This is a genomic window from Pseudomonas sp. EB271-G4-1 (assembly GCF_058791355.1).
Window position 1 is genome coordinate 18485 of record NZ_JBYTEO010000063.1, and the last position, 18867, is coordinate 37351.

Annotated in this window: 15 protein-coding genes; 2 read left to right on the plus strand and 13 right to left on the minus strand. The window is 62.4% G+C overall.

The annotated features are described in order from the left end of the window. Entirely contained in the window at positions 1 to 618 is a 618-nt protein-coding gene (gene trhA, locus AC3WWR_RS25085; RefSeq protein ID WP_033043069.1) for a PAQR family membrane homeostasis protein TrhA, read from the minus strand. A 99-nt stretch (positions 619 to 717) separates the two neighbouring features. On the opposite strand from trhA, the gene AC3WWR_RS25090 reads away from it, so the two are divergent. Beyond that, positions 718 to 1638 carry a LysR family transcriptional regulator gene (locus AC3WWR_RS25090; protein WP_033043068.1) on the plus strand — a complete coding sequence of 307 codons (921 nt, stop codon included), beginning with the start codon at positions 718 to 720 and terminating at the stop codon, positions 1636 to 1638. Between the two features lie 113 nt (positions 1639 to 1751). Here AC3WWR_RS25090 and madM read toward each other — a convergent pair whose 3' ends face one another. From madM to mdcA, 9 genes are all read right to left on the minus strand, one after another. Continuing rightward, positions 1752 to 2516, minus strand: a complete 765-nt coding sequence (madM, locus tag AC3WWR_RS25095) for a malonate transporter subunit MadM (RefSeq protein ID WP_432668689.1) — start codon at positions 2514 to 2516, stop codon at positions 1752 to 1754. Position 2517: 1 nt separating this feature from the next. Further along, positions 2518 to 2934: a malonate transporter subunit MadL gene (gene madL, locus AC3WWR_RS25100; RefSeq protein ID WP_020797400.1), complete on the minus strand. Its 417-nt coding sequence runs from the start codon at positions 2932 to 2934 to the stop codon at positions 2518 to 2520. Between the two features lie 63 nt (positions 2935 to 2997). Next, entirely contained in the window at positions 2998 to 3909 is a 912-nt protein-coding gene (gene mdcH / locus AC3WWR_RS25105) for a malonate decarboxylase subunit epsilon (RefSeq protein WP_432668690.1), read from the minus strand. Further along, the gene (locus tag AC3WWR_RS25110; protein WP_432668691.1) at positions 3906 to 4526 is read right to left on the minus strand and encodes a malonate decarboxylase holo-ACP synthase; all 621 of its coding nucleotides are present in this window, start codon (positions 4524 to 4526) and stop codon (positions 3906 to 3908) included. Before AC3WWR_RS25110 ends, mdcH begins: the two co-directional genes overlap by 4 nt. Continuing rightward, positions 4520 to 5323, minus strand: coding sequence for a biotin-independent malonate decarboxylase subunit gamma (mdcE, locus tag AC3WWR_RS25115; RefSeq protein WP_432668692.1), 804 nt, complete (start codon positions 5321 to 5323; stop codon positions 4520 to 4522). Before mdcE ends, AC3WWR_RS25110 begins: the two co-directional genes overlap by 7 nt. After that, on the minus strand, positions 5320 to 6171 hold the full coding sequence (locus AC3WWR_RS25120) for a biotin-independent malonate decarboxylase subunit beta (RefSeq protein WP_033045264.1): 852 nt from the start codon (positions 6169 to 6171) through the stop codon (positions 5320 to 5322). The genes mdcE and AC3WWR_RS25120 overlap by 4 nt, the downstream gene beginning before the upstream one ends. Further along, positions 6164 to 6463: a malonate decarboxylase subunit delta gene (locus tag AC3WWR_RS25125; RefSeq protein WP_020797395.1), complete on the minus strand. Its 300-nt coding sequence runs from the start codon at positions 6461 to 6463 to the stop codon at positions 6164 to 6166. The genes AC3WWR_RS25120 and AC3WWR_RS25125 overlap by 8 nt, the downstream gene beginning before the upstream one ends. After that, on the minus strand, positions 6463 to 7338 hold the full coding sequence (locus tag AC3WWR_RS25130; RefSeq protein WP_432668693.1) for a triphosphoribosyl-dephospho-CoA synthase: 876 nt from the start codon (positions 7336 to 7338) through the stop codon (positions 6463 to 6465). The genes AC3WWR_RS25125 and AC3WWR_RS25130 overlap by 1 nt, the downstream gene beginning before the upstream one ends. Next, on the minus strand, positions 7338 to 9008 hold the full coding sequence (mdcA, locus tag AC3WWR_RS25135; RefSeq protein ID WP_151143672.1) for a malonate decarboxylase subunit alpha: 1671 nt from the start codon (positions 9006 to 9008) through the stop codon (positions 7338 to 7340). Before mdcA ends, AC3WWR_RS25130 begins: the two co-directional genes overlap by 1 nt. Positions 9009 to 9685: 677 nt before the next feature. On the opposite strand from mdcA, the gene AC3WWR_RS25140 reads away from it, so the two are divergent. Next, positions 9686 to 10054 (plus strand): DUF6124 family protein, encoded by a 369-nt coding sequence (locus tag AC3WWR_RS25140; protein ID WP_432668694.1) that lies wholly within the window; start codon positions 9686 to 9688, stop codon positions 10052 to 10054. Between the two features lie 113 nt (positions 10055 to 10167). Here the strand turns inward: AC3WWR_RS25140 and AC3WWR_RS25145 are convergent, their stop codons facing one another. Genes AC3WWR_RS25145 through AC3WWR_RS25155 form a run of 3 tightly spaced genes read right to left on the minus strand, consistent with a single transcriptional unit; the run spans position 10168 to position 18749 of the window. Continuing rightward, on the minus strand, positions 10168 to 10635 hold the full coding sequence (locus tag AC3WWR_RS25145; protein ID WP_083349853.1) for a chemotaxis protein CheW: 468 nt from the start codon (positions 10633 to 10635) through the stop codon (positions 10168 to 10170). Continuing rightward, positions 10628 to 16639: an Hpt domain-containing protein gene (locus AC3WWR_RS25150; RefSeq protein ID WP_432668695.1), complete on the minus strand. Its 6012-nt coding sequence runs from the start codon at positions 16637 to 16639 to the stop codon at positions 10628 to 10630. Before AC3WWR_RS25150 ends, AC3WWR_RS25145 begins: the two co-directional genes overlap by 8 nt. A 49-nt stretch (positions 16640 to 16688) precedes the next feature. Next, positions 16689 to 18749 carry a methyl-accepting chemotaxis protein gene (locus AC3WWR_RS25155; protein WP_432668696.1) on the minus strand — a complete coding sequence of 687 codons (2061 nt, stop codon included), beginning with the start codon at positions 18747 to 18749 and terminating at the stop codon, positions 16689 to 16691. Positions 18750 to 18867 lie beyond the last annotated feature (118 nt).

The window sequence follows — 18867 nt, forward strand, 5'->3', positions numbered from 1 at the left end:
CTACAAGACGTAAAAAAATATCGCCACGAAGTGCAGCAAACTCCCGGCAATCACGAACAGATGCCAGACCCCGTGGGCATGGCGCAGGCGATGGTCGAGGGCAAAGAAGATAATCCCCACGGTATAAAAAATCCCGCCCGACGCCAGCCACGCAAATCCGGCGCTGCCGAGCGCCGCCAGCAAGGGTTTGACCGCCACCAGCACGATCCAGCCCATGACCGCGTAGATCACGATCGACAGGATCCGCGCTTCCGATCTCGGCTTGATCTCTTGCAGGATGCCGATCAGCGCCAGCCCCCAGACGATCCCGAACAACGTCCAGCCCCACGGCCCGCGCAGGGTCACCAGGCAGAATGGCGTGTAGCTGCCGGCGATCAACAGGTAGATCGAAAAATGATCGACCTTTTTCATGATCGCTTTCTTGCGTCCGCGCACGCTGTGGTAGACGGTCGATGCGCTGTAGAGCACCAGCAAGGTAAAGGCGTAGATCGCCATGCTGACAATTTTCCACGGACTTCCGTCGAGGCTGGCGAGCACAATCAGCCACACACCGCCGACAAAGGCTGCCACTGCTCCGACCAGATGCGTCCAGGCGTTCAATCTTTCCCCGTGATACATCGTTTACCCACCTCGAAAATCGATAAAGCTCAATAGGGTGCGCTCCTACATACACCCACATACGTGCACAATCAGGTTATTCCAATAAGAGTCCACCCCATGTTGATCGATGAAGAGTTGACCCTGAAAAAACTCGAGGTGTTCCTGGCCTTCATGCGCACTGGCAACCTGGCCCGCGCCGCTGCCGAATTGCAGACCAGTAACGTTAGCGTACATCGGGCCATCCACTCCCTGGAAAGCGCCCTGCGCTGCCCGCTGTTCAAGCACGAGGGGCGCAACCTGACACCACTGGAAAGCGCCTACGTCCTGGAAGAACGGGCGCACAAGCTAATCCAGGATGTCGTAGAAACTGTGCGCCTGACTCGCGAAGCCGCCGGATTTTCCGCCGAGCGTTTCAAATTGGGCTCGCTGTATTCGCTGACGGTGAAGACCGTGCCGCAATTGATCATGGGCCTGAAGATCCGCCGCACCGAGCTCAATATCGACCTGATCCTCGGCTCCAATTTCGACCTGTTGTACAAGCTCAAGAACATGGAGGTCGATGCGATCCTGGTGTCCCTGGACGACAGCATCAACGATCCGGATCTGGAGCACTTGCCGTTATTCTCCGACGATATCTTCCTGGCCACCCCGGCGGATTCGAAGTTTGCACACAGAAGCGACGTCGACCTGGCCGAGGTCCGCGATGAAACCTTCATCACCCTGACCCAGGGCTTCGCCACGCATCAGGACGGTAAACGGGTTTTCGAGCAGGCGGGGTTCGAGCCGAAGGTGGCGATGCAGGTCAACGACATCTTCACCCTGCTGAGCATGGTCAGTTCGGGGGTCGGTTATGCGTTGCTGCCGGGCCGGATTGCGGCGGTGTACGAGAATCGCGTGAAGCTGATTGCGCTGCAGGAGAAGTACCGGTTGCAGCAGCACATTGGCGTGGTGTTCTTGAAGGCCAAGGAGCGTGATCCGAATCTGCTGGCGTTGCTGGCGGAATGCCGGATGTACGCCAATCGCCACGCCAACCAGTGATCGTTCCCACGCTCTGCGTGGGAATGCAGCCCGGGACGCTCCGCGTCCCATTCGAGAGCTGGAACGCGGAGCGTCCCTTGAGGCATTCCCACGCAGAGCGTGGGAACGATCAGTTAGCCAACAATCCCGCGAACAATGAAGTACAGCAACGAAGGCCCCAACAAGCACCCAAGCCCGGTGTGAAAGGTCGCCGTCAACGCCCCATAAGGCACCAGCCGTCGATCCGTCGCCGCCAGCCCCGCCGTCACACCGCTTACCGTACCGGCCAGGCCACCGAACACCATCGCCGAACGCGGGTTATCCAGGCCCATCCAGCGCGCTGCCATCGGCGTGCCGACCATCACCAGGATCGCCTTGATCAACCCGGTGGCAATCGACAGCGCCATCACATCCGAGGTCGCGCCAATTGCCGCACCGGTCACCGGCCCGACGATGTAGGTCACCGCGCCCGCGCCAATCGTGGTCATGCTCACCGCATCGCGATAACCGAATACCCAGGCCATGCATGCGCCAACAATGAACGGCAGCACCGTACCCAACAGCAGCGCGATCACGCCGATCAGCCCGGCTTTTTTCGCTTCGGTGGCCTGCACTTCGAAGGCCGTGGCGACAATGGCGAAGTCGCGCAGCATTGCGCCGCCCATCAGGCCGATGCCGGAGAACAGCGTCAGGTCCGCCAGGCCTTTTTGCCCGCCGGTCATGGTGCCGCCGACCCAGGCCAGCACCAGGCCGATGACGATGGCAATCGCTGAGCCGTGAATGCGTCCGTAGGTCAGGCGTTTGGAGAGGATGACCGACACCCACATGATCACGCCGACGAAGGCGAATGCGGTGACCAGGCCGTTGTGTTCCAGGCCTTTCTCGATGAGATCCCACATATCAGCGACCTCCTACTGGTGTGCCGACGGGGGTAATTTCCGTGGGCTCATCGGGCAAGGGTTCACCTTTATGGGTCCGGCTGATCAAGGCAATGGTGCAGCCGCAGACCACCACCGAACCGATCGCCGCCAGCACCGCCACCGGACCGCCATGCAAGGCCGTGACCACGTTCTGTTGCGCGGCCATCGCCACCACCACGGGGATGTACATGGCACCCCAGAAGCCCACGCCCATTTCGCAATCCCTGGTCATGCCACCGCGTTTTTGCATCCACAGCCGCGCGCAGATCAACAGGATCATGGCGATCCCGACCCCGCCGACGTTGGATTTTACGCCCAGCAGGACGCCCAGCATGTCACCCATGATCACCCCTGCCAGCGTACAGATCGCGAGCAGCGCCACACCGTAAATAATCATTGTTGTCGTCCTCAAAGTGCATCGTCGAATGTTGTTCTTGTTGTTCGAAGCCTCAGGGTTGCTCTAGGGGTGGCGACATCCCTCCTCACGCAACAGCGCCTGCAGGGTATCGAGCCTTGCACCGTCGAACGCAATCACGGTGCCCTGTTCGAAGACCCGGCGCGCCAGCCCGGTCAGCACTGCACCGGGCGGCAGTTCGATCTGTAGACGTACGCCGCGCTCATACGCGCTTTGCACCGTGCCGCGCCAATCCACCACGCGGCACATGTTGAAGGCCAGGTCGTCGCGCAAGGCGTCAACCTTGATCACCGGGCGGGCGCGACTGCCGCTCAGGTAGCCGATCTTCGGCGTTTGCAGCTTCACCCTGGCGAACGCTTCGGCCAGGGTTTGCGCCGGTACGTCCAGCAGCGGGCAGTGCGACGGCACACTCACCGCCAGACGCTTGACCATCCCCGCCCCACGCGCCCTTGCCAGCTCGGCCAGCGCTTTCATCCCAGCGTCGCTGCCGGCAATCACCACCTGGTTATCGGCGTTGATATTGGCCAGGTAAACCGGTGTATCGACGCTGTGAACCCGGGCCAGCAAGCCCTCCACCACCGCCAGTTCCAGGCCGATGATCGCGGTCATCCCGTAGCCATGTGGATAAGCCTGCTGCATCAACTCGCCGCGCAGGCTGACCAGATGCAACGCATCGCTGAAATCCAGGGCACCGGCGACCACCGCGGCCGGGTAGGCACCAATGGACAGCCCGGCGACGTAATCCGCCGGCAATGCCAACTGCCGCGCAGCCGCCACACCGGCGATCAGCAGGCAGAGCTGCACCGCCCTTGTCGATTGCAACGCCTGTGCAGAATCGAGCCGCCGAACGTCTTCGCCCAACAGGTCGCTGGCCTCGATCAGCGTGTCCCCAGGCAAACCCTGGAGCATGCCCGGCCGCTGCGCACCCTGCCCCGGGAACACCAGCAAACTGCTCACGCTGCCTGCTCCTGCGCGTTCCACGGGTCGACGACCAGGCAGGCCCCTGTTGCGTTCTTGAGCAAAACCCGAGAGGAAGAACCCGCCCACTCACGCAAGGCGACAGCGCCGAACGTGGTCTGCAATTGCATGTCCACCACACACGGCGCCGTATCGAGTAACGCCAGCAACTCTCGAGCCTGAACACGCGCCAGGGGTCGTGGTGTGCGCAGGATCAAATCCAGATCGCTGGCCTCCTGCAAGGCTGCGACGCCACTGGCCAACTCGAAGCCGGCACTGCCGCTGACACCCCAGGCCCAACCGCAGGCATCGAGTACAGGGCGCAATTGAGCCAAGGCCTCAAACGCCGGCAAGTCACGGTGGCTCTCGACGTGGCAAAGCGCTTCCGGGCTGACACAACGGGTTACCGCGGCAATTGCCATCGACGTCCCATAGCGCTGTTCACGTAAACGTCCACGCACGCCGACCGCAATCCGATCCGCCGTCGACACCGCACGGCGCACCACCACGGGCTGACCGGCGCCGATCGACTCGACCGCCCAGGCAGGCGCATCCTCAGGCAGCTGCCGAGGAGTCATGCCCCAGAGCAGGTCGTGGGCCAGAAACCGGCTCACCATTGTTCTCTCAGTAACTGGCGGACCTTGCTCGAGGCCGCCCGATTGGCCGCCCCGAGGCGAGCGCTCAAATCAGTGCCCTTGTGCGCGACATCGGCAATCGCCTGCGTCAGGCACTCGATCACCCGCGCCAGATCCGCCGAGGTGGGCTGTTCGATCTGCTGCACCGACAAGGTTTCCCAGAGCAGTCCGAGGCTGGCATAGCTGTCGATGTCATAGGCCATCGGTGGCACGCTGGCGGCCAGGGTTTCCAGCTCTTCGACACTGCGCAAGGTCACCCGCGCCGCCGAAGCCTTGCCCATGGCATGCACCATCACCCCTGGATCGCGCAGGGCAATCAAGCGGTTGGCCTGATAACCGTGAGCCAGAAACGCCCCGGACATCGCCTTGCCCACCAGCAAGCCAATCACGGCATGACCGGCCAGCCGGGCGCGGGCATAACTGTCGGCGGCACCGGCCAAGGCTTGATGAATACCGAGGGCTTCTTCGCGGCGCCCGTAGGCCTGGCTCGGCACATCGACGATGGCGATCAAGGCGCGTTTTTGCAGCTTGTCCTGATCGGCAACGATGACGTCATTCACCGCCTTGGCCAGGCCCCAGCCTTCGAGCAGCCCGACTTCACCATGGCGGGCACGCACGAACCGGTTGTCTGGATCGGCCACCACGGCGATGAAGCGCGCGGGCTGTTCACCCACAAATCCATCCGCCACTTTCAGCGAGGCCGGCAAACCAGTGACCGGCCTGGCATCGCCGCTCAAGGCGTTGAACCAGTTCAAGCCCCTCAGGGAATACGAACTCATGAGCGCTCTCCTTGATACAGGTCGCGAACCGTGGCCGGCTCGATTTGCGGCTCGGCGTCCAGACGCGCCAGCCGTTGCAGAAACAGGTCGGCCTGAGTACTGCGTTGCTGCGCAGGCAAACCCTGCTTGAGCAATTCGCCGACCTGCCGACGAATCCGCGCCACGTCGTCTTCCACGTAGCGATCCACCAGACCCGTGGCGAAACGTTGCTCGCCGCCGGTCAGGCTCCAGATAAAGGGGCGATCGCGCGAGTCGTATTCCTCGAGCCCCGCCTCCTGTTCGATCACCTGGGGACCGTTCAGGCCCAGGCGAGCCTCCTGAGTCACCAGCAGGTAGCTGCACAAACCGGCGGCAATCGACATGCCGCCAAAACAACCGACGCTGCCCGCTACCACACCGATCACCGGTTGGTACTGGCGCAAATCGACGATCGCCGCATGGATATCGGCAATGGCCGCCAAGCCGAGGTTGGCTTCCTGCAGGCGCACACCTCCGGTTTCCAGTAGCAGCACGGCTCGGGTCGGGATGCCCTTGCGGTTATCCTCGGCAGCCAGTTCCAGTGCACCGGCAATTTTCGCCCCTCCGACTTCACCGAGACTGCCGCCCTGGAATGCCCCTTCGATAGCCGCGATCACTACTGGCAATCCGTCGAGGCTGCCCTTGGCGATCACCACGCCGTCATCGGCTTGCGGCACCACGCCCTGGCGCGCCAGCCACGGCGACATGATGCGTTGAAACGGATCGAGCAATTCGCGAAAGGTGCCGGTATCAAGCAAGGCTTTCGCCCGTTGCCGGGCACCGAGTTCAACGAAGCTGTGCTTGTTGAGAAGCGCTGCGCTGTCAGTCATGGCCGATCTCCTCGAAGCCCTGTTCCAGGCGCAGGCGGACTACCCCGGGGGTGGCGCCGAAATCGTGGATGTCGATGTCCATGGCCGGCGGGACCTGGCCGTCGAACATCCGTGCGAACAGGTGCTGCCAGCGTTGCTCGCTGCCGTTGACCGAGGTCTGCACGGTGATGCTCAGCTTGCCGGGTTGACCCGGTTCGATCAGCACTTCCAGATCGCCCGAGCCGACACAACCCACCAGCGTGCGACCGCGTGGCGGCTGCCCGGCGGGGAATTCAAAAGATAAGGTTTCCATTAAAACGCTCCCTGGGTAATGCGGTCGCCGGCCTCGATGCGGTCGATGAACAGGCAGGATGCGAGCAAATCCGCAGCACCACCGGGCGAGGCATTCAATGCGATCAACTGTTGGTCCAGCTCATGCAGCCGACGACGCCCGGCGAGGCTGGCGCTGCCACCGGCGTCGAGCACGGCCTGGGCACCGAGTTGCATGGTGCTCAGGCCTTCCTCACCGGCGCGGTACAGCACGCAGGTGTCAGCCAGATTCGTCATGATCGCCAGCAACGCATCGAGCCGAGCGTTCTGTTCGCCATGGCCGACAGCGCGGCTGCGCTTGAGTTGCGGCAGTGCGCGTTGAATCACTGCCGGAAAACCGAGTTGCGCTTCCTCGCGGGCACCGCGCACACCGTAGCGTTGGGCGACTTGCGCACCGTGGCTCAGTGGACGCGGCGCATAACGGTCGTCGAGCAAGGCCAGGCGTGCCGCTCGCAAGGCGATGGCGCCAGCGGCGGTGGAATGCGGCTCCAGCGCAACAGCGGCGACCAGCAGGCCCAGCGCCCAGATGGCCCCGCGATGGGTATTCACGCCGTTGGTGGTGGCGAGCATCGCTTGTTCGCCTTCACGTCCGATCAGGCCAATCGCCTCGCGCAGCGGCAATCCAACCTCGCCCATCTCGATAGCGGCTTGCGCCATTTCCTTGAACGCCGGCCACAGGGCCAGCGCCGAGGCGTGCATCAGCCCCAGGTGCAAATCGGTGTGGGCGCCATTGCCGCGGCGGTCGACCAACGCCGGTTTTGGCGACAGGTCAGCCTCGTCGATCAGCGCATCCACCGCCAGGTCCGCCAGGCGTTCGGCCAGGCTCAGGGTTTTCGGTTGCAGGTTGAGTGCGTGCATTACCAGCTCCTGAACTTGGCGGGTGGGTTGTAAAGGCCACCGGACCACTCCACCAGGTCCGCTACGCTTTTGGCGGCGAGCAATTCGCGGGTGGCGTCGGTACGGCGGATGCCGAGGTCTTCGGGCAAGGCGATCAAGCCTTCGCGGCGCATGCGCGCGGTGTCCTTGGGGTTATGCCGCAGGCCGATGGCGGTCACGCCAGCGACGGCGGCGATCATGGCCTGGCGCTCTTGCAGCGTGCGGGCCTTGTACAAATAGGCGATGCCTTCTTCGGTCAGCAGGTGGGTGACGTCGTCGCCGTAGACCATGATCGGCGCCAGTGGCATGCCGCTTTTTTTCGCCACATCGATGGCGTCGAGGGTCTCGACGAAGGTCGGCTTTCCGCCTTCCTGAAAGGTCTCGACCATTTGCACCACCAGTTTTTTGCCGCGTTCGAGCATGGGTTGTGCAGTGTCGGTGTGGCGCATGTCGAGCCAGGCTGGCGTGCCGTGGCGGCGACCGCGCGGGTCATGGCCCATGTTCGGCGCGCCACCAAAACCGGCCAGGCGACCACGGGTCACGGTCGAAGAATGGCCGTCGCCATCGACTTGCAGGGTCGCGCCGATGAACAGATCCACCGCGTATTGCCCGGCCAATTGGCTGAACATCCGGTTGGAACGCAGCGAGCCGTCGCGCCCGGTGAAGAACACGTCGGGCCGGGCGGCGATGTAGTTTTCCATGCCCAGTTCGGTGCCGAAGCAATGCACGCTTTCGACCCAGCCACTTTCAATCGCCGGGATCAGGGTTGGGTGGGGATTGAGCGTCCAGTTGCGACAGATCTTGCCCTTGAGGCCCAGGGATTCGCCGTAGGTTGGGAGGATCAGTTCGATGGCGGCCGTGTTGAAGCCGATGCCGTGGTTGAGCGACTGCACGTTGTGTTTTTCGTAGATCCCGCGAATCGCCATCATCGCCATCAGCACGTGCACGGGCTTGATGTGCCGAGGGTCTCGGGTGAACAGCGGCTCGATGTAGAACGGCTTGTCCGCCACCACCACGAAGTCGACCCAGGAAGCGGGAATGTCGACCCGCGGCAAGTCGCTTACATCATCGACCAGCTGGTTGACCTGGACGATGACGATGCCGTCGCTGAAGGCGGCCGGTTCGATCAGCGCTGGGGTGTCTTCGGTGCTCGGCCCGGTGTAGATGTTGCCGGCGCGGTCGGCCATGAAGCCAGCACTGAGCACCACGTTGGGAATCAGGTCGACCACCAGCCGCGCATAGAGCTCGATGTAGGTGTGGATCGCGCCAATCTCCAGCAGGCCGTCTTCGAGCAACTGGCTGATGCGCAGGCTCTGGGTACCGGCGAAAGAGAAGTCGAGCTTGCGCGCAATGCCGCGTTCGAACAGGTCCAGGTGCTCGGAACGACCGACGCTGGGCATGATCATGTGAAGGTCATGCAGCTTGCCCGGATCGGCCTTGGCCAGGGAACGGGAGAGAAAATCCGCCTGCTTCTGGTTATTGCCCTCCAGCACCACTCGATCGCCCGGCAGGATCAACGCCTCCAGCGCCGCCACGATCTTGTCGGTGGGCAACACCACACCGTCGGCCAGGTCTCGCACCAGCGCCAGACGTCGCTGCTTCTCACTGCGCCGCCGCGTCCATCGCGAGTCGGGGGATATTGTTGTTGTCATGACCACTCCACGGGTTCGCTGTCGTGGGGTCACAGTAGGAGTGTTGGTGGGGGGTATCAATCAAGCAGAGGGGTGGATTGTTACGCTTAGGTTAATGGTTGACTATTCTGACGCCTTCGCGAGCAGGCTCGCTCCCACATTGGTTTTGCGGCGAACACCAACCCTGTGGGAGCGAGCCTGCTCGCGAAGGGGCCGCGATGGTCACAACTGCTGTCGAAGGCCGGAATAAAATTGTCGAAAAGTCCCAAAAAAGGACCGATCAGTCCCTTTTTGGGAATCTTCAACCATTGGACATCTTCGCCAACTGATCGGGTTTTGTGTTTAAACATTTGTCCGCAGAAAGGATGGAAGGCTACAACGCCTGACATCGCTGCCTACAGAAATGCCGGAACCCGCTGACTGGTGCGCTTTTGCGCGGATCTTTATCGTTTGTGCGTCGCTGCAAATTCAGCGGCCGGGTTTGGAACCCCGAGGTGTAAAGGGCGAAAAAGCGCCATTCATAACGTATGCTTGCGCACCTTCATAGTGTGCATTCCGTTATGGCGGCTGTGCGCGGGAGACCTTCGGGTCTACCGGGTTTTCTCCATTTACCTCGGGTTCCAACCTGCGTACAGCTGCCACCCTAATTCGTTTGGAACCGAATGGGGCAGCTGAAACTCGTCAAATGGAGATTCAGTATGTTCAAAGTAACTCCCAATCCCTCGGAAACCGATCCCGATTTCCAAGCTGCCTTGGAAGCCGAGAAGCTCAGCGAAGCCGCAGACCGCGCCCTCTCTCATTACTTCCCGCCCCCTCACGAAAAACCGGCCAAGCGCCGAAAATTCCAGCTGTTCACCGTCTCTCCTGACATCGGCACTGAAGCACTTCTGGCCAATGCCTCCGAAGACCTGCTGTCCATCAGTGCCATTGCGGCCGATCTGGCGGACGGCGTGGAGGGTTCGCGCCGTTCGGTAGCCTTGGCGCTCAGCCGCATGGCCGATGGTGTGCATTTGTTGGTGGAGCGGGCGTTGGATCACCATGAGGCGTTGGCTCAGGCCAAGGTTTAGCCGTCAGATTTTTGGTGAATTGGAGGCCGCTTTCGCGAGCAGGCTCGCTCCCACAGGGTTTGGTATTCGCCGCAAAACCATTGTGGGAGCGAGCCTGCTCGCGAAGGGGCCCTTCAGACGAGCGCAGCACCTACCAACAACTCCTCCAGCGCCAACAAATCCGGCACCTTGGCCACTTGATCCGCCACCTGCACCGCCGCTTTCTCCAGCGGGCACAACGGCACATCCACGTAGCTCAATTGACTGTCGAGCTTGTACGAGCGCGGTATCCCTTGGACCAGTAGCGCGATGAACTTCAGCTCGGGCCGACCGCCGAGCGCGTTGAGAATGACAATTCGCGCGCGTTCGCCGATGACGATTTTCTGCCCGCACGCCGACTCGAAGCTGAGCAATGGTATCTGCCGGTCGCGCCACGCTACCCTTCCCAGATACCAAGGTGGTGAGTCCAGGTCGATGGCTGCGGGTTGGTAACCAATCAGTTCAGCCACCGCGACGTTAGGCAGGATCAGGTGGCGGTCAGCCAAAGGCAGTAGCAGGCCGGTGAGTTGGCTGTCGCGCGGGTCGTGGCGACGCTCATGCATGGGTCTTGCTCCACAGGGCAATGCTTTCAAGCAATACCGATTCCTGGTACGGCTTGCCAAGGTAGTCGTTGACGCCAATGGCCATGGCCCGGTCGCGGTGTTTCTGGCCCGTGCGGGAGGTGATCATGATGATCGGCAGGTGCCGCAGACGCTCATCGTTGCGCACCTGGGTCGCGACTTCGAAGCCATCCATTCGCGGCATTTCGATGTCCAGCAGCATCAGGTCCGGGATGTGCTCTTCCAGCAGCAGCATGGCGTCGACACCGTCCTTGGCGGTCAGCACGTTCATGCCGTGGCGTTCAAGCAAACGGCTGGTGACCTTGCGCACGGTGACCGAGTCGTCGACCACCATCACCAGCAACGGCCGCTGCGGCTCGACCTCGACGTCGTGACTGACCGGACGCTGCGGCGCGCGGGCTTGCATGGCGCGAACCGGCGCCAGCAGGTCCAGGATCAGCACCACCCGACCGTCCCCCAGAATCGTCGCCCCGGACACCCCTTGCACAGCGGCAAACTGCGGGCCGAGGCTCTTGACCACGATCTCGCGCGTGCCGGCCATGGCATCGACCTGCACTGCAATATGCCGCTCGTTGCATTGCACCAGCAATACCGGCAGCGGCAGGCTCTGGCCCAACAGCCGTGGACGCGGGCTGGTTTTCAGCAGCTCGCCCAGGTAACACAGTTCATAGCACTGACCGGCGTATTCGTAGGTCGGCGGATCAAGGCGGAAATGCCCTTCAAGTTCGTTGGGCAACACGCGGACAATCCCATCAATGGTGTTCAGTGGAATGGCGTATTGATCCTCCCCGCATTGCACCATCAGCGCCCGGTTGACCGACACAGTGAATGGCAGGCGAATGCGAAAATGCACACCCTGCCCTGGCACTGAGTCGATACTCATGGTGCCGCCCAGTTGCCGCACCTCTTCGTGCACAACGTCCATGCCGACCCCACGCCCGGAGATCTGGGTGATTTTCTCGGCGGTGGAAAACCCCGGCTGCAGGATGAATTGCAACACGTCGTGGTCGCTGATGACACTGTTCGGGTCGAGCAGGCCGCGTTTGATCGCCTTGCGCCGCACCGCCTCCAGTGGCACGCCGGCACCGTCATCGCGAATATCGAAAATGATGTCGCCACCTTCGCGCAACAGATCCAGGGTGATCCGCCCTTGCGCCGGCTTGCCCGCCGCTAACCGCACAGTGGCGGATTCCAGGCCGTGGTCGACGGCATTGCGCAGCATATGCTCCAGTGGCGCCGCCATGCGTTCGAGCACATTGCGATCCATCTCGCCTTCGGCGTTGCCGACGATGAACTCGACGTCCTTGCCCAACTCACTGGCAACCTGGCGAACAATGCGCTTCAAGCGCGGCAGCATCCGCTCGAACGGCACCATGCGCGTGCGCATCAGGCCTTCCTGCAATTCGGTGTTGATGCGGCCCTGCTGTTGCAACAGGTTTTGCGCATCCTGGTTGCGGCGGTCGAGGGTTTCCTTGAGATCAAGCAAGTCGGAGGCGGATTCGAACAGCGCTCGCGACAGTTGTTGAAGTTGCGAGTGGCGATCCATTTCCAGCGGGTCGAACTCTTCGTAGCCCAGGCGCTCGGCATCGACTTGCTGACGACTGAGAATCCTGCCCTGGGTTTCGGTATCGAGCCTGCGCAACTGGTCGCGCATGCGCTCGATGGTGGTTTCCATCTCGTTGAGGGCGACCTGCGCGTCGTTGACCTGCTGTTCGATGCGACCGCGAAAGATCGAGGTTTCAGCGGCCAGGTTGACCAGGTCGTCGAGCAGTTCCGCCGAGACCTTGACCATATCCGCCCCGGCATCGGACTGCAGCGGTGGTGTCTCGGTTTTTGCCGTAACGGTGAGTGGCGCCGGGGCTTCAGGCAGCACCGGGTGACTGAAGTTCTGGATGGCATCGATCAGCCGGTCGGCCGGCGGCAATGGCTCACCGGCGCGCGCCGCGTCGAGCATCTGCGCCAGCCGGTCATGGCTGCGCTGCAGCAGCTCGAACAAAGCCGACGTGGGTTGCAGCATGCCGGTGGATAAACCTTCGTAGAGAAACTCCAGCTCGTGGGCCAAATCGCCAATGGGAGCGATTTCCACCATGCGCGCACCGCCCTTGAGGGTATGCAGGTCGCGCAGCAGGGTTTCCATTTCCTGCCGGTTCGACGGCTCGGCCTGCCAGCGCAGCAGTGCCGCCCCGGAGCTTTCGATGATGTCGAAGCCTTCTTCAAGAAAGATGTCCAGCAACTCGCTGTCATGGTGGGCCGAGTCGACGCCAGCGGCAGCTTCGATTACATCGGCATTGTTTGCGTGGCTTTGCCTGAACGCGCGAATCGCTTCGATCAGTTCCCCGGGATCGCCCAGGGCCTGATGGTCTTGCAACTGCTCAAGCAACTGCGCCAGATGGTCATGGCTCAGTTGCAGCAATTGCGTCAACACTTCGCTGTGGCTGTAACGGCGGTCCGCCAGGCCCTCATAGAGGTTTTCCAGTTCCTGTGCCAGGTCTGCGACCGGTTCGACCTCGGCCATCCGCGCGCCCCCCTTGAGGGTGTGCAAGTCGCGCTGCAACGAGGACAGCGGCGCGGGGTTATGCGGGTCACTGACCCAGCGTTGCAAGGAATGGTTGGCGCTTTCGAGGATATCCTCGGCTTCCTCAAGGAAGATCGAAACGATGTCGTCGTCCAGTTCGGCTGCGCGGTCTCCTGTAGGAGCGAGCCTGCTCGCGATGGGCTCATAGGCGCCGCGTTTATCCAATGAAAGCGCGTCATCGTTAGCGTCCATCGCGAGCGTGCTCGCTCCTACAGGGGGGAACGTGCGCTCGAGTTCGGCGGTGGCGGCGCCCAGCTCGCGGATGCTCAAGGTGCGACTGCCGTCACTGCGGATCAGGCCCATGGCCGAAGGGTCCAGGCTCTGATCGAGCAAGCCGTGCAAGGCCCGAATCCTTTCCGGGCGCGGGCTGACTTCCTGGCCGGCAGCCAGCTCATCAAGCATGTTGATCAGCGCTTCGTGGGCACTTTGTGCTTCCTGGAAAAATTCCTCGCTAACCGCCAGGCTGCTCTCTTCCACAGCACCGTAGAGGTCGAGCAAGGCTTCGCAGAGCTCATCCACCGGATGCAGGTCGGCCAGGTGCGCGCCTTCGCCGAGGGTGGTCAATTCGTCCAGCAGTGCACTGAGTTCCTGGCGTTCGCCTGGATGCTGCTGCCAGCGCCGCAACAGGCTTTCGGCGTCGAGCAGGATGTCCATGCCCTGGGCCAGGAAGTTGTTGATCAACTGCGGGTCGCGCTTGATCCTCAGGCCGGCACTGGGCGTGCTCAAGTGACTTTGCAGGCGTTCGGCGAGCAGCGCCCTGGCGCGCTCGATCAGGGCCCCGGAGCCGGGGATTTCAGCCAACGGGTCGGTCTTGAGCTGGCGCAAGCCAAGACGGAACAAACCTTCGGCCTCCAGCAGCACTTCGACTTCGTCCAGGTCGAGCGCGATCAGGTGAGCCTTGTACTCCCGGGCCAGTTGGTCGAGCGTCGTCGCCAGCTCGGCAATCGGCACCACCCCGGCCATCGACGCACTGCCCTTGAGGGTGTGTAAAGCACGCTGCAGCTCATCGCTGGCCTGCAGCGGCAGGCGTTCGGCGGCCTGGTCGAGAAAGCGGTTGAGGTTGCTCAAATGGGTTTCGGCTTCCTTGCGGAAGATTTCCAGCAATAGCGGGTCGAGGGCCGCGACGTCCTGGGTATCCTCGTCCGCTGCCAGGGTATCGCCCTTGGCCAGGGCGTGGGCACGGGCCGCCAACTGGTCGACATCATTGCGCTGACGCTGGGCATCGGCGGCATATTCGGCCACCAGCTCCGGCAGCAGATCGAGCACATCGTCGAGCAGTTGCTGCACGCTGGCGCCAGGCTCCACGCTGTGTTCCAGCACGCGGTTAAGCAGGTTTTCCACCGCCCAGGCCAATTCGCCAAGCACCAGGGCTCGCACCATCCGGCCACTGCCCTTGAGGGTATGAAAGGCACGGCGCAATTCACTCAGGGCCAAGCGGTTGGTGGGATCCGCCGACCAGCGTGGCAAATGCTCGCGAAGGATCTCCAGCACTTCATCCGTTTCTTCGAGGAATACTTCGCGCAACTCCTCATCCACCGGCTCTTCGCCTGAAGGTGGCGGCAGCAGGCTATCCGGGGTGTCGAGCGCGGGCGGGTTCAGGGCCGAAACCGGGCTGGCCAGCACATCAGCCAGGGCCTGGGCGATGGCCGGGGCATCCCGCTCCTGCTGTTGCCGCAGGGACTGCGCTTCGCCGGGGCTCAGGACATCCGCAAGCACTGGCACCTGTCGTTCGCTGGGGAAAAACCCGAGTGAGGCCAGGCTACTTTGCGCCACGTCGAGCAGACCCTCACCGGGTGCTTCGGGGTCGTCGTTGAGGCGCTCAAGGTAATACTCGATGCTGGTGATCACGTCGGCCAGGCTGTCCAGCGCCTGCCAGCCGGGCTGATCCGGCTCGAGCAGCAGGTGTTCATGAATGTAGTGATTGCAGGTTTCGATCAGGCCCGCCGCCCGGGTCAACGGGATCATCGCCAGCGCACCCCGAACCTGGGTCAGCAGGGCCGGCAGCTCCTGCAGGTGCTGTCGGTCCCAATCGGCATCGATGTAGTCGACGATCATGTCCTTGGCTTGCTGCAGACAGATGCGCGCTTCCTTGATGACGATCTGGTGGATCTGCGTCAGGTCGGTGGTGGGCAGCCGACTGTCTTCCTGGCTTTCAGGCTCTACGGTGCCGACCATGCCGGCCAGCGTCGCTTCGACGTAAAGCAAGGCCCCGGCCACGTCCATGAGGATCGCATCATCGGGTACGCGCTGGCCTTGGGCCAGGCTCAGCACCACGGCCAGTTGATCGATGATGACCTTGCGGGGTTGGCCGAAACCCAGCACCGCCAGGGTGTCAGCGATTTGCCGCAGGGGTGCCAGCAGGCTGTCGAGGTCCGAAGTGTGTTGCCGGTCGCTGCGCACGAACAGGTCCAGGCGCTCCTTGACCCGCACCAGCTCTTCGCACAATGCCGCCAATACCGAGCGCATGGCATCACGATCAGGACCGGCCAGGCGGGCGCGTTCTTCGTCGACCATCGCGCTGTCAGGCAATGCATCGTCCAGTGCGTAGCGATCTTTCATGGTCAGCATCTGCCCGGTGGGATGTTCGGCCTTGGCAATGTAGAACAGCAAACTCTTCAGCAACTCGGGTGGCGGCGGCTGATTGATGCCCTGCATGCCCTGTTCGAGCAGACGCTTGAGCTCTTTGTCGGCCTCCTTGAACAGGCTGCGCAAGGCCGGACTGTTGGTAATGACGCCGGCGCGCATGCCTTCGACCAGCGCTGAAGCTACCTGCCACAGTGGGCTCAGGGGCGCTGAATCGCACAAGCCTTCCAGACGCGTAAAGACCTTGGCCAGGTACTCCAGGTGCGTGTCGTCATCCTGCTCGCGCAGCAACCCGACCAGGGCCATCTGCAACATTTGCCGCAACTTGCGCAGTACATTCGGCAGGTCCGCCGGCTCCAGCCGCGCCAGGGACGCTTGATCCAGGGCAGGCAGGTCTGGCAACTGCGGGCTGAACAGGCTGGTTTCCGACAACAGGCTTTCGCCGCGGGCGCTGCGCAGGTCGTTGATCAGCGGCAACACGACCAAAGGCAGATCGCGGCGGGCACCTTGCACGCGATCCAGATAGATCGGCAACTGCCCCAGCGCTTGCAGCATTAGGTGCAGCGCCTCGTCACGATGATGGACGCGATTGTGTTGCAAGGCGGTGACCAGTTGCTCCATTTCTTCGGCGAGCAAGGCCGCGCCGTAGAATTCGACCATCTGCAGACTGCCGTGAACCTGATGGATGCACGCCAGGCATTCGCTCAGGGCGTGCGTCGCCTGCGGGTCATCAAGCTGGGTTTCGATCGCGTGATGAGCCTGCTTCAGCGTTTCGGCAATTTCGCCTTTGACCCATTCGAGGGCCACATAGTCGTGCCGATCACCCATAACCACTCCAATCCCCACTTCTATCAAGATAGCCATGCCCGGGGGCGGTTCAAGCTTTGTCCGCGACCTGCGCCTGGGTGGCCGGCAAGGTGAAGCCAGACACCGAACGCCGCAACTGGCTGGCCATTTTTGCCAGGTTGCCGATGCTCTCGGCGGTGGCGGTAGAGCCGGACGAGGTCTGCGAAGTGATCTGCTGGATCACGTTCATCGTCAGGGAAATCTGACCGGCAGACGACGTTTGTTGTTGCGCCGCGTTGGAAATACTCTGGATCAGCGCCGCCAGGGTCTTGGACACCCCTTCGATTTCTTCCAGGGCCACACCGGCATCCTGCGCCAGACGCGCGCCGCGCACCACTTCGGTGGTGGTCTGCTCCATGGAAATGACCGCTTCGTTGGTGTCGGCCTGGATCGCCCGCACCAGGGTCTCTATCTGCCGCGTTGCGGCCGAAGAACGCTCCGCCAGGCGCTGCACCTCGTCGGCGACCACTGCGAAACCACGCCCGGCATCACCGGCCATGGACGCCTGGATCGCTGCGTTGAGGGCGAGGATGTTGGTCTGGTCGGCAATGTCATCGATCAAGCTGACGATATCGCCGATTTCCTGGGAGGACTCGCCAAGGCGCTTGATTCGCTTGGCGGTGTCCTGAATCTGTTCGCGGATATTGTCCATGCCATGGATGGTGTTGTGCACCACTTCGTTGCCCTTGTTGGCGATTTCCACCGAACGCTCGGCCACCGCCGAGGATTCCGCGGCGTTGGCCGACACCTGATCGATGGACTCAGCCATGTCGTTGATCGCGGTGGAGGCTTCGGAAATCTGTTGGGCCTGATGTTCCGAGGCCTGCGCCAGGTGCATTGCGGTAGCCTGGGTTTCCTGCACGGCGGCTGCAACCTGGCCCGCCGTCAGGTTGATCGTTGCCACCAGATCGCGCAGTTGGTCCACGGAATAGTTGATCGAGTCGGCGATGGTCCCGGTGAAGTCTTCGGTTACCGTGGCGGTCACGGTCAGGTCGCCGTCGGCCAAGTCTTCGATTTCGTCGAGCAGGCGCATGATCGCGTTCTGGTTGCGCTCGTTTTTTTCAGCGGTCTCGCGCAGCTGGCGATTGGTTTCGCGCACCATCACCAGGCCGATGAGGATGATCGACATCAGCGCCCCCAGGCCCAGGACATAACCGCCGATGGTGTCGGTGTCACGCCCTCCGGCGAGGTTTTCAAAGCCGCTGGCCAAATGGGAAGCTTCGTCGAGCAGGGTTTGCGAAAGGCTGAAAATATTGGTGGCCGACTCACGAACCTTGAACAGCTCCGGTGAGGTTTCGAGGATTTCGTCCACTGAGCCTGAGACGAATTCGAACAGCTCTGATATCTCGATCAGCCGCGCGCGCGCGTCACGGTCCTCGACCTGGCTGACCCGCAGAGATGCGTTGCCCTGGAGCATGCCGTTGAGCACCTGGCCGAACCGCGCCGCATCACGGCCGAACGCATCGGCGGCCTGCTGTGAGTTTACGTCGCCGGACAACACGGTATTGACCGCCCCTAAAATACGCTCGGCCAACAGTGATTGACGCTGCGCCATCGCCACCTGAGCCGCCGGGGCGCCACGTTGCAGCAGGGTTTCCACCACCTTTTCGTATTCAACCTGCAACTGCGGCACGGTTTCGGCCAGGGTCGCGGCGACTTGATGCAGCGACAGCACCGTCTGTTCACTGGACAGGATCGCATCGGTGTTTTTCAGCAGGCGCTCCCAGTCCAGTTGCACGGCGCGCATTTCCGGGCGCACGCTGGGCGGTGCCGGTGGCAGGCCGGTGGCGGGGTCGCCTTTCTTCAGATAGCTCCAGCGCCGGGCGAAATCGTTGCGCGCATCGCTTAGCAACTTGAATGCCGCAGCCTTGCCGGCCGCGGCTTCGGTAGCATTCTTGGCGATGCGCTGGGACAACACGCGCAGCTCACCGGCGTGACCGATGTACTGTTTGTCGTAGGTGGCCTGGGTGTTGAGGTACGCGAAGTTGGCGAACAACAACATGATGAAGATGATCAGGGCGATGAACAGCGCGATGATCTGCGATCGACTGCGCGACGCCTCCATTGGCTTGCCTGTTTTTGCTTTTATCATCGGTCTTCGCCTGTTAACCCACTTCTGGGCCTGACAGAATCCCCTGTGGGAGCGGGGGGGGGGGGGGGGGGGGGGGGGGGGGGGGGGGGGGGGGGGGGGGGGGGGGGGGGGGGGGGGG